Raw genomic sequence first — 12,653 nt, 5'->3', positions numbered from 1 at the left:
GGTTGGATAAACAACATTTGACGCGCGTCTCTTTGTAATACCAAAACAAGCTGTATATCAATAAATACTGAATTAACACAAATATTTATTTATACACATTTTTTCAAATATTATGACTTTTTAATCTACTTTATAATTATAGCACTTATTTGTCATATTACAAGGGACGTATAAAATAAATGTAATTATCTTGTGATAATGTTATATTAGTAATTATTGTTATTAAGTTTTACAAACATTCCAATTTTAAACATTTTTAAAAGCTCCTTGAGAGGTTTGAGAACATAAAGATTAGTTATTCCACCCTCTATAAAATCCCGACAGATCCAAACATTCAAAGCCCTAAAAAGAGAAGGCGCTACAAACCTCATCGGAAGAGAAAACCTCAGGAAGGTCTTTTAATCCAAATGGATGCTACTCCTTTCAATTTGTTTGGTAATAGTAATATGTATTCATTTCATGGTGCTATTATGCAACCGATAAAATAACTGGCAAATAGAACTGCAGTCCCAAAAATAGATAATATATTATTTAAAAACAATAAAAAAAGTGATGAAAAGCATATATGATTTTATATCACTCTATACCATGTGTCCCCAATTTCATGTTATGTGAACCTAAAATGCATAATAAAAAGCACTTCGAATTAACGAAATGCCTTGATTTTGGCGGAGAAGCCGGGATTCGAACCCGGGCTGGAAGAAACCTCCCACTAACGGTTTAGCAAACCGTCCCCTTCAGCCGACTTGGGTACTTCTCCATGTTAGCTTAAGTTTTATTTGATATTATTATCTACCTTTGTCATGTAAACATTCTTAAAATTTAACTTTTTATCGTATAAAAAAATTTTAAAATGCTTTTATGGCGGAGAGGGTGGGATTCGAACCCACGGTAGGGTTACCCCTACGCCGGTTTTCAAGACCGGTGCCTTAAACCAGCTCGACCATCTCTCCACAACTGACACATTGTATATTATAACAAGAGTTAGATACCCTGTCAACATAAAATGTGGGGTGTCGATTCCAGAACATGTAAATTTATATGTTATAATAGTATGTGTTGATATCAATGAATTAATACTAAAGGGGGAAATCAAATGAAATATATTACCGAACCTTCAAGGAAGATCCCCGTAAAGAAAGAAGTCGACATACTGGTAATCGGCGGAGGCCCTGCCGGCTTTTCAGCAGCCGTAAACGCTGCAAGGTGTGGTGCCAAAACCATGCTTATAGAACAGGCAGGCGATGTTGGAGGCGTTGCTACCACAGGGCTTATGAGCCACTGGACAGGAGGAACTGTCGGAGGATTTTACGAAGAAATTCTGGATAGATCCAGTGACAGCGGCAGCAGAAAACAAATAATAAACCCTGAAAAGCTAAAGACCGTCATGCTCAATATGCTCGATGAAACCGGGGTAGGGCTGGAACTTTATACTTTTGCCAGCAATGCCATTGTGGAAGAGGATACTATAAAAGGAGTAATTATAGAGAGCAAATCCGGAAGAGAAGCTGTAATGGCTAAAATAGTAATAGATGCATCAGGCGATGGCGATATTGCGGCTAAAGCCGGTGTCCCTTTTCATAAGGGCCGTGAAGAAGACGGCAAAATGCAACCTATGACAATTATGTTTAAGGTCGCAGGTGTAGATACAGATAGGGCAATATTTCCGGGCAGCTTCGAGGATACATATGAGCTTGAAAAGGGCGATCTGCAGACTCTTGGAAGGCAGCATATCCCGTTCCCTGCCGGGCATGTGTTGCTTTACAGAAGTTCGCTTCCGGGAATAGTCACCTGCAATATGACAAACTGTACGGATGTCGACGGCACTAAAGTTGAAGATCTAACTCATGCCACATATGTATGCAGAAGGCAGATCGACTATATTGTAAAGTTCTTGAGAGAATATGTACCCGGATTTGAAAACTGTTATATAATAAGCTCTTCATCGATAATCGGTGTAAGGGAAACGAGGCATTTTGAAGGTGAATACACTCTCACAAGGGAAGACATACTTGAAGCCAAAGTATTCGAAGACTGGGTTGTAGCTAAAGCCCTTTTTAACTTCGATGTCCACAACATAAAGGGTGCGGGCCTCGATCAAACAGGCATGCAGAAAAAATTCCCGCAGGGAAAGGGCTACACTATCCCCTATAGATGTTTTGTACCTAAAAAAATCGATAACCTTTATTTAGCAGGCAGAAATATTTCCGGAACTCATTTAGCTCATTCAAACTTCAGGGCAATGCCCATATGTGCCAATATGGGGCAGGCCGTAGGCATAGCCGCTGCTCTTTGTGTAAGGGAAAATACATCCCCCAGGAAATTGGACTATAAAAAAATACAGCATGTTTTAAAAGATTCGGGCGTCGAATTATAGTGTTATATGGGACGAACTATCACCGATAGTTCATCCCATATTGTAATATTTTATATTTGAAGAATATTATTTCAATCGCTAAGCTCACAGTCTTAGGGTTCGCAAAATTGCTCTTTTATTTGCTGATCCTCTCAAGACCGCCCATGTAATTTATAAGAGCCGTGGGAACAATTACGCTCCCATCCTGTTGCTGGTAATTTTCAAGTATTGCGGCAACTGTCCTTCCTATGGCAACACCGGAGCCATTCAAAGTGTGGACAAATTGAGGCTTCTGCTTCGGTGCCGGCCTGTATTTTATATTGGCCCTTCTTGCCTGAAAATCTTCAAAATTGCTGCAGGATGAAATCTCGACATACCTTCCGTAGCTTGGCATCCAGACTTCGATATCGTATTTCATCGCAGCTGTGAATCCTAAATCCCCGGTGCAAATCTTCACGACTCTGTATGGGAGGCCAAGTATTTGCAGCACTTCCTCAGCGTCGTGAGTAAGCTTTTCAAGTTCATCATAGGATGTTTCAGGCTTTACGAATTTTACCAGTTCCACTTTGTTAAACTGATGCTGTCTTATAAGCCCCCTGGTATCCCTTCCGGCAGATCCGGCCTCGGATCTGAAGCATGCGCTGTATGCAACATGTTTTATGGGAAGCTTATCGCCATCCAGTATGTCATCTCTGTATATATTGGTTACTGGCACTTCCGCAGTAGGTATCAGGAAATAATCGGTGCCTGCAACCTTGAACGCATCCTCTTCAAATTTTGGCAGTTGTCCGGTCCCTATCATGCTCCTCCTGTGAACCATATACGGCGGAAATATTTCCTTGTATCCATGTTTTGTCGTATGCAAATCCAGCATAAAATTTATACATGCCCTTTCAAGCCTGGCTCCGGCTCCCTTATAAAATGTAAACCTTGAACCGGTTACTTTTGCCGCGTCTTCAAAATCCAGTATATCAAGATCCACTCCTATATCCCAGTGGGCTTTTGCATCAAAACCAAATTTTCTCGGCGTACCCCATTTTCTAAGTTCCAGGTTGTCGGCATCGCTTTTCCCTACCGGCACCGTGGGATTTGGTATATTTGGAATCGTTAACATTAATTCATATATTTCGCTGTCAAGATTTGCTACCTTATCATCATATTCCTTTACCTTATCCGACAACTGCTTAAGCTCTGCTAAAAGTTCCTCTGCAGAGTCACCCTTTTTCTTAAGCTTTGCGATTTTCTGAGAATCGCTGTTTCTTTTGCTTTTCAATGTTTCGGCTTCCGTAATCATTTTTCTTCTCTTTTCATCGAGCTCAACAACCTTGTCGAGAAGGGAAAGATCAAAATCTTCACCCCTTATTTTCATCGCATCTTTAACACCCTGTAAATCTGTTCTGATCCTTTTTAAATCCAGCATAATTTGTCTCCTCCATTTTTACAATAATAAAAGCCTTCCATCCATAAAAGGGACGAAAGGCTTCCGCGTTGCCACCCTAATTGATTAAAATATTTAAAAATAGTTTAATCCATCTCTTAGCTTTAACGGGCATACCCGATTTACCCTCAGGGCTGGATTCAATAAATGCCGCTGCCGGCTCGCACCAAACGCCGGTTCTCTTATAACGGACACATATTTACTATTTCCCGTCATCAGTCTTATTTAATTCTATATTATATCACATTTGCAAAATAATACTATATATTTGGCTAATTTTTGTTGAATTCCGCCAACCAATTTGGTCTGCAATATGAAATTATGAAAATCAACTTCATATATTTTTTGCGGGAGTATATTTTATATTTGAAGAATATTATTTGATGGCTTCTCCTAACTCCTTTATAGATGAAAATTCATAATCTGCTTTTATATCGGATGCGGCGTACATATCCCTCGATGTTTCTCCTGAAAACACGAGTATCGATGTTATACCCGAATTTACACCCGTCTTTATGTCGGTATAAAGCCTGTCGCCGACTATTGCAATTTCTTCATTTTTAAGGCCGTACTTGTCTGTTATTGCATCGACTATATACCTGTAAGGTTTCCCTATCACAACAGGAAAATGGCCTGTGGAAGCTTCGAATATTTTAATCATCGAACCTGTATCCGGCATATATTTTCCACCTTCTATAGGGCAGTTGAAATCAGGATGCGTCGCGATAAAAGGGATTCCTTCCCTCAGGAAATCGCAGGCGATCCATATTTTCTCATATGTGAGAGTCGTGTCAAACCCTAAAACCACAAAGTCAGGTTTTTCATCCCTGCTCCTTATAAGTTTAAATCCAGCTTTTTGAAACTCCTCTTCAAGAAATGGAGTTCCCATAAGGAATATGCCTGCACCCCTTTTAATCCTATTCAAATATATTATTGTAGCTTCTCCCGATGTGAATATATCCTCCTCATCGACATCGCAGCCTAACCTTTTCAGTTTGTCCCTGTACTGGTTTTTGTTTTTAGATGAATTATTTGTAAGGAACAGGAACGATTTGCCCTGTTTTTTCAATATATCCAGAAAATCCAGCGATCCGTCAAACAATTCATTTCCCAAGTAAAATGTGCCGTCCATATCCAGCAGGAAACATTTGATATCCTTTAAATCCTTCATCCTTTTATCTCCCGATTTTAATATCGCATGGGTACATATTTTATATTTGAAGAATATTATATATACACTTATATCGCATTCATATTTTAACAAATCGTTATATCGTGCATTTAAACGAATGCACGACCTCAGCCTCATGCCCCGGCAACCTTACCTTGGCTTTGATTCCATCCGGAAGAAGCAACGATACATCTATATTTCTCCCCCTGCGGTTCCATTTGCTTTCAATTATTCCATGAGGCGTAGGAACTTTTACGCGAACAAAGTCCAAGCCTTCTGCAAAGTATGGATTATAAACTACTGACTTCCAATTAACCGAATCCTGAACAATCCCTCCAAGCAGATTCATCAAATGGAATATCGGATGTGCACTCCAGGCATGGCTGACTGAGCTGGTCCCCTTACCAGAATTAAATTGCTCCGAACATGTGCTGTAAGCTATCATCGGCGACCACTTTCTTTTGATGAAGTCCAAAGCTTCCTTGTAAAATCCGCCTTCACGGGCAACGGTTATCACATAACTTGTCCAGTAAGCCGAAGGAACAGACACATCCAGTTTTTCCCCTTTTAAAAATGGCAATATCCTTTTTTCAAACATATTCTTATGATAATCAGATTTTAAGCCAAGCATAATCGCGAATGTTTGCGAATGGACTGAATGTATTTTATACGGGTCGCCATTAGTATCAAGTCCGTCGCAAAATAATCCCGCATCTTCATCAAAAAGCTGGTTTTCTATTTTCGCCTCAAGCTCATTTCCCTCTTTTGCTGTTGCTTTGGCCTCAACCTCATGCCCCGTAAGACTGAACATTTTATTTAATGTCCTGAGCGCCAAAAGGTACCACATATTGTAGAGTGTAGGCGATCCTTTTTTCTCGAGATTCGACCAATCAAGGAATAACCAATACCGCGGGTCATAGCTAAGCAATCCCTTGCATCTTGGGGCGTCATGCCTGAAATAATCCAAGAGGCTGTTAATCCTCGGAATCATTTCTTCAAATAAAGACAATTCGCCTGTTTGCCAGTAGTAATCATATATCGTCATGATCCATACAAGCGAATAGTCCGGCAGAATACACGTATGAGCCTTAGTGGGTGCAAGTCCGTATGTTAAACCGTTAGGAACGGATTGTCCTGCTATCGATCGGATTCCCCGCCTGAATAATCTTACATCGTTATCCATAGCCATAGTATTCCAGAACTGTATCCTTGCATCTCCCCACCACTGCCCCTGCTCTCTCCATGGAGTGTCTATATATGAATCAAGCGAACAGACTTGTTCAGTCCGCAGGCAAATATTCCAGATATCGTTCATCTGTCTGTCGGAGCATTCAAACTTACCTTTAATATCATACGGATAGCCTGTATCATTGACACTGATGCGCAGGGAAATGTCCTGTGTATTCTCCTGCGATATAATCGTTACATATCTAAAACCAAGTATCTGGTAAAAATCATAAGCAGTTTTATTCCCTGAAAGAACCAGACGGTTTGCCATGGATATACAGCACGGATTTGATGCATCTATATCGAGAATCACAGGGCTTCCGTCCTTTTCACATATTTCATGAAAAAATAGATCTATATAATCATCAGCCCTTCCGCCTTCTACTACTATGCTGCAGGGGCCGACTACGGTTTCTCCCATGTCTAGCGTAACGGCATTAAACGCACCTTCCCTTGAAGATGGTATCTTAACCATAAAGTTATTATCCGGCTTTAACAGAGTATCCTCCGGCTTCCAACTATTATTTTTCAGTTCAAAATAGAGCCCCTGAGCCACATTTCTCCAATCTTTATATTGTACCGCCACCTTACCATGGCACCTCGATATGCACCTTTCAGGAAAGCGCCTGGTTTCTCTCAATTGGGGTATACCGCGCTCTTCAATATCGTGCCATGGCATGGAGCCAAACGCTGTTGCATTTGCCCTTTGCCATCCCTTTGGCCTGCTCGGCGAAGTTATCCACGTCCTGTCATCCCTTTTAGCATCGACATGTTCCTGGAAAGATAGCTGTATGGAATAATTAGCCGTATCCCTTTTATGTGCTTGATCATACCTGGCCAGCCATGTAGAATCACTAAATATCGACATGCTGCCAAGGTTACCGGCGCATAAAAATCCTGCCGATGATTGGAATATATAGCTGAACGTGCTTACACCCGGATTGTATACTTCCACGGAAATATAGTTTTCGCCATCTTTTAGAAAACTCCCGATACAGACCGTATCGTACGGCCAGTGCGATTGATAACCCCGGGCGGGGCCGCGTGTTACATATTTCCCATTTATCCAAAGCCTATAACTCTGATCCGCCGTTATATATAAAACAGCGTTTTTCTCGGCTTTCGAAAGTACAAAGTCCTTCCTGAAATGGGCATAAGTGTTATGTATATCGAATAACCTGTCGCCCGGCCAAATCCAGCAGGCCTTGGCAAGAAGCTTTCTACCGTCCAAATCCATATTATCTTTCCCCCTTTTTTTATCCATAAACATATATATACGATATCAGGGGATGTATTTCCTGCATCCCCTGATATTATTTTTATCCATTCTATCCGCCATCTGTCTGGCTTTTTTCAACCTTATAATATTTTATTCAGTTTTATAAAAGGGCTGGGTCCATGCCATAGCGCCGTCTTCTCTTCTGACTTCTACTCTTACATAACTTTCACTGCCTGAGTATACGTAATCAGCGCCCATGCCGGAGGTACTCTTAAGCACTTTCCCTCCCGTTCCGATGAATCTAATCTCACCCGGTATGCGCTTTATCCTCACGCTGATCATATCGCCAATTACTGCTATCGAATCAAAAATAACACCTGAGGATGCATAAAAACTTCCTTTTTTAATACTATTTATTATAGATTCCTTGCTTTTTTCGGGAGACAAAACCATATTATACGCACCTCCGACTCTGGAAAATATGTGCATGTCGTCATTTGCAAACCCAAAAACTCTCTTGCCGCTGCTTAAAAGCTCGTCCCACACATCAGTGGCTACTGCCCTTCCGGAATTGTTAAGCCTTACATTATTATTATAGATTTCAATTCCGAGGTAGCCGTTCAGTCCTTTAAGCTTTTCAATTGGCCAGTAATCCCCGGCATTCAGGTGCGGGTGGCATATTATCGTAAATCCGCCCTGCCTTTTAACCTCATCGATTATATCCTGATGGTTGTTTGAATTATCTTTATCATCATCGTATTTATTAATATTTATGCCGAGCATCTGAAATTTCGCCCTTTTATACTCAACGCCCTGGAATAGAATAAGCTTGCCGTCGCCAGCCGTTTTCCCTATTTCAGTCAAGGAGAAATGGTCCGTTATCGCTAAAAAATCATATTCCATTCCATAGGACATATACATTCCTATAACCTTTTCCAACGGATAATGCCCACATGGGCTGTTCTCGGTATGGGCATGCAGGCACCCTTTAAGCCAGGTACCGCCTGCTACATAAGGATTTATGATCATTTCGATGCACTTCCATCTTTTTGATATTTTTGCTTCTGTAACTGAGTGTATATATTATTCAAATATAAAATATACACCCTTGTAACTTCAATACTTGAATCTGGCGAATGAGTATTTAAAATAACATAATCTCAAATTACGAACCGAAAATATGATAACACTGCCATTTGATTTATTCAATATTTTTTTCATGTAACGCAGGATGTCCAAATTATATGAGCTTTATCTGTATAAAAATTTTATTTCTGTCAATTATTTAGTATGAGACGGTCACATATTCTTTGAATAATCCAACTTATAAAAACACTGGAGGTCTTTTTATGAATAATATCGATATAATAAGCGAATTAGCCGACCTTAAAGAAATCGATTATAAAAATACTCTCGCTATCGTAAGTATAATAGAACTTCTCATCGAAAAAAAGATAATTACAAGGACTGATATATCAAAGAAATCCCAGTTTCTGGATAGTCTTTCGGTTAATCAGTTAAAACTACTAAAGTCAAAAAGCGATAAATATTAAAAGATTGAATACATGGAATTCCAAAAGCTACCTTAAATTATCCCCTTTTCCAACATTATATTTTAATACGCTTATTTTTCCTTAGGCATCTTAAGAATAGCCCTGGTATATTCGTTATACCTGCTTTCTACCGTAGCGCCATATTCATCTCCAAAAATCAGCTTTATGCGCTGATTTACATTTTTAATACCTATATGGGAGTTCTCCTTTATATAATCATCTTTCATCGACTCGTTCAACTCTGCTACAGCCTCAGGAGGCATACCTATCCCATCATCTGTCACGCTTATCTCTATATAATCATCCATTTCTTTTCCTTCAATGGATATTATCCCCTTGCCGCTTTTAGGTTTTATCCCGTGGGAAATCGCATTTTCCACTAAAGGCTGCAGAGTAAGCTTTATCATCTTATATCCATAAATTCTGCTGTCTATTTTCCAGATTACATCGAATTTATTTTTATAGCATATTTTTTGTATATCAAGATAGCACTTCACATGTTTGATTTCAGTTTCTACCGTAACGATACTGTTTTCGGTTTCAAGGCTCAATCTAAGCAGTTGGGATAAATAGCCGATCATTTTTGAAACTTCACTCTCACCGCCCGTCAGCATCATGGCCTTCCAGTTTATTGTTTCGAGAGTATTAAATAAAAAATGGGGATTTATCTGAGCCTGCAGCGAGATAGTCTGTGCTTTGCGCAGCAACTTCAGCCTCTCCTTGAGTTCATTTTCCATCTGTGTCGTTTTATTCAAGGAGTTCAAAATGTTTTTTGTTATATATTTAAATTCGTTAAAACCCCTCTCATCTTTTTCCTGAACTATTCCACTCCAATCATCGGAAGTTTTAAATAATGAAACAATTTCCTTTACAGGCTGAAATATCTTTATGGATATGAAAAATGAAATGATTATGGCTATTACGATGCAGATCAATATTGCAATCAGCAGGAAACATCTGAAATCATAAGTCCTCTGTGAATACTGGTTTAAAGGAGTTATGGATATATATTTCCAGCCGTTATACTGTGAATCCAGCATTGTAATAATCTTACCCGTATCGTTTATCTTATGCGTAAAATAGTTATCCTTTTTATTGATAAATATTTCATTCAAACTCTTTTCATTTTTAATATTTTTCGTTATCAGCGTAAGATCGGTACTATAAATTATAGTGCCGTCCTTTCCTAATATGATCAAATCCCGTCCGTTTCTATAGTTGTCCGCATTATCGATAATATTCTTAAGCTTCTGGATATCGATATTTACTATGGCCATTCCCTCATTTCCGTTATTATTTATAGCCCTGAAAATTGAGATGAAATTTTTGACATTGCCGCCGAATATATCGGAAACTTTTCGTGCACCGACGTGATATTTCTCGGATTTATATAGCTCATAATCAGAAAACCAGCCCTTATCGCTAAAATGCTGAAGGTCCATGCTGTTTCCATCAGCTGAAAATATAAAATTGCTGTTCTCAAAATACACATAAACCGAATCTATGATATCGTTGGTTGATGTTATATATCCCATATTCCTGTAAAGATCATAAAAGCTTTTGTACAATCGGGATGGATTAATTTCCCTGTACGATATCAAAGATGTGATATCCTCTTCTGCCGCAACCTGTGCCGAAATCATATCGCCTCTCGATATCGTCGTATCAACCATGTTCCTGACATTTGACAGGGCATTTATGTTTGTCGTTTTGATTTCATCCCTGATATTTGCGGTGTTATAAGTATAAACGGAAAAGATGATTATTATCAGAGGAAGTACGGTTGACGATATTATCAAGAGAAAATTTTTTATCAATATACTGTTGAACCTATAAAATCTTATATAATTCCATATGCCTAAATTTCTTCTTCCCAATTCTTAAGCCGCCCCTCTGTAATACTCTCTCTGTATTCAACAGGCGTCAACCCAGTATATTCTTTGAAAAGCCTGTAAAAGTATTTCGTATTTTTATACCCGGCCTTTTCACTTATCTCGTATATTTTAAGTTCAGGATTATGGAGTAATTCCATTGCCTTCTTTATTCTGATTTTTGTAAGGTAATCGATGAATGTCTCCCCGCTTTTTTGTTTGAACAGATGGCTGAAATAAATCGGACTTAAAAAGACATACTTTGCCACTTCACCAAGGCTGATATTTTTATCATAATTACAATTAATATATTCCTTGGCTTTCTGGATCACGCTATTATCCATCGCATTTTTATATTTTACTACCTCTTTTAAAATATCATCCAGCATCGAATGCCCCAGGCGTCTTATCTTATTTATGTTATTTGCATTGATAATCTCCTCGTAACGAAACAGCGAGGTGTTAAGAACCATACCGAGCATCCCAAGCCTGCTCTTTAAACCTGCAAACAAATCGACGATAAAATTATGTACTGCATTTATATCGGCATACTTGATTTCATCGATGATATTATCGAATAGGTTGCGTGACATTTCTGAATCATTCGAGTTCACATATGTAAGAAAAAGCCTTTTCTGTTTTGTAAGGTAAAGTAAATCGTCTCTGCTTATCATATCTTCAATTTTACTGTTAACTTTATCGGCTGAAGAAACCAGAGGTTTATAATACGCTGCGGCTTCATAAAGATTCGGAAAAGTGTTTTCAAGAGTTATCTTCATTGTTATCCCAAAAATGCTTTTAATTTTATCGGCAAGAATATGCATATATGCAAGCGATTTTTCTTCAAGCTTGCAAATTTCAACATCAGTTAAGGAAACAGCCAGCACCTGGGTATTACCATCTGTGTTCAGCAATGTAAAGTACTTTATATTTTCACTTTTACTATTGATATAATTATCCAGAGTTGCATCGAATGCATATTTATCGTAATTATCTTTATGCAATTTCTTATGCTCAAAATACAAATTCAAGAGGCAAATTTTAGTTGTTTGAGGGCTAATATTCAATTTTATAGCTTTTATTCTCTCATCAACCGCTTCTTTGGTACGGATTCCTCCCATGATTAAATCCGTAAAAAATTGCTCCCGATACAGTTTTAATAGTTCCCTGTATTCCTCCTGATTGCTTTTAAGCATCTGACGCCGTTGCCCCTCGTCATCAAGCTCCGTCTTTAATTTAAGAAAAACGTCCCTTATCTCTTCAAGATTCGTAGGTTTTAACAGATAATATTTTACATTATAAATTAAGGCTTCGCGTGCAAGTTCAAATTCCCTGTAACCGCTCATAATGACAACTTTTATGTCAAGCTTATTGGAGTTTATATACTTTGCCAGTTCCAATCCGGACACAAATGTCATCTTAATGTCAGTTAAAATGACATCAACGGGCACTCTCTTAATATATTCCAATGCGCTTTTCCCGTCATTAAAGACTTGTACTACTTCGTATCCGAAAGACTTCCAATTGACGATTTTGCATAACCCCTCGCATATAGTTTCTTCATCATCTACAATAATCAGCCTGTACATACGCGTTCCCCTCCCTTTATAATATTGATTTTGAAATTTATACAAATTAATATAATCTATGGTAAAAATACTGCACTGATTATATTATAAATCTTTTTTCCATTTTTATAAAATACTGAAATTCTAAATCTTCAATTTGCAATATGAGTTTATGTTATTTTGAACACTCATTCAGCAGATTCAAGTTTTGTAAGTTCTAAGGCCAGCAGCCTTAAGAATCCAAGAGCTT

General features: G+C 38.5%; 8 protein-coding genes, 2 tRNA genes and 1 other annotated feature. Of the genes, 2 read left to right on the top strand and 8 right to left on the bottom strand.

The window, feature by feature from the left end; genetic code table 11:
* Window positions 1-666 precede the first annotated feature (666 nt).
* Together QME45_07410 and QME45_07405 are read right to left on the bottom strand one after the other, a co-directional pair.
* A tRNA-Ser gene (locus tag QME45_07410) sits at window positions 667-760 on the bottom strand.
* Window positions 761-862: 102 nt separating this feature from the next.
* Window positions 863-953: transfer RNA gene (locus QME45_07405), tRNA-Ser, on the bottom strand.
* 143 nt (window positions 954-1,096) lie between these two features.
* Here QME45_07405 and QME45_07400 point away from each other — a divergent pair.
* Window positions 1,097-2,377: an FAD-dependent oxidoreductase gene (locus QME45_07400; protein MDI6618489.1), complete on the top strand. Its 1,281-nt coding sequence runs from the start codon at window positions 1,097-1,099 to the stop codon at window positions 2,375-2,377.
* A gap of 115 nt (window positions 2,378-2,492) precedes the next feature.
* On the opposite strand, the gene serS is transcribed toward QME45_07400, so the two are convergent.
* From serS to QME45_07380, 4 genes are all read right to left on the bottom strand, one after another.
* The gene (serS, locus tag QME45_07395) at window positions 2,493-3,776 is read right to left on the bottom strand and encodes a serine--tRNA ligase (protein MDI6618488.1); all 1,284 of its coding nucleotides are present in this window, start codon (window positions 3,774-3,776) and stop codon (window positions 2,493-2,495) included.
* 45 nt (window positions 3,777-3,821) lie between these two features.
* Window positions 3,822-4,019 (bottom strand) — a binding site (T-box leader).
* A 151-nt stretch (window positions 4,020-4,170) separates the two neighbouring features.
* Window positions 4,171-4,965 carry an HAD-IIA family hydrolase gene (locus QME45_07390; protein ID MDI6618487.1) on the bottom strand — a complete coding sequence of 265 codons (795 nt, stop codon included), beginning with the start codon at window positions 4,963-4,965 and terminating at the stop codon, window positions 4,171-4,173.
* Window positions 4,966-5,062: 97 nt separating this feature from the next.
* Window positions 5,063-7,429 carry an alpha-L-rhamnosidase C-terminal domain-containing protein gene (locus tag QME45_07385; protein MDI6618486.1) on the bottom strand — a complete coding sequence of 789 codons (2,367 nt, stop codon included), beginning with the start codon at window positions 7,427-7,429 and terminating at the stop codon, window positions 5,063-5,065.
* Window positions 7,430-7,561: 132 nt separating this feature from the next.
* A complete protein-coding gene (locus tag QME45_07380) occupies window positions 7,562-8,440 on the bottom strand; it encodes a hypothetical protein (protein ID MDI6618485.1) in 879 nt (292 codons plus the stop codon).
* Between the two features lie 320 nt (window positions 8,441-8,760).
* Between QME45_07380 and QME45_07375 the strand changes: the two genes are divergently transcribed.
* The gene (locus QME45_07375; protein MDI6618484.1) at window positions 8,761-8,964 is read left to right on the top strand and encodes a hypothetical protein; all 204 of its coding nucleotides are present in this window, start codon (window positions 8,761-8,763) and stop codon (window positions 8,962-8,964) included.
* Window positions 8,965-9,035: 71 nt separating this feature from the next.
* Here the strand turns inward: QME45_07375 and QME45_07370 are convergent, their stop codons facing one another.
* Window positions 9,036-10,841: a sensor histidine kinase gene (locus QME45_07370; GenBank protein MDI6618483.1), complete on the bottom strand. Its 1,806-nt coding sequence runs from the start codon at window positions 10,839-10,841 to the stop codon at window positions 9,036-9,038.
* Window positions 10,823-12,424: a response regulator gene (locus QME45_07365; protein MDI6618482.1), complete on the bottom strand. Its 1,602-nt coding sequence runs from the start codon at window positions 12,422-12,424 to the stop codon at window positions 10,823-10,825. Before QME45_07365 ends, QME45_07370 begins: the two co-directional genes overlap by 19 nt.
* Window positions 12,425-12,653 lie beyond the last annotated feature (229 nt).

The organism is Clostridiales bacterium, from assembly GCA_030016385.1.
Taxonomy (GTDB): domain Bacteria; phylum Bacillota; class Clostridia; order Clostridiales; family Oxobacteraceae; genus JASEJN01.
This window is presented reverse-complemented; position numbering and strand designations above follow the sequence as displayed.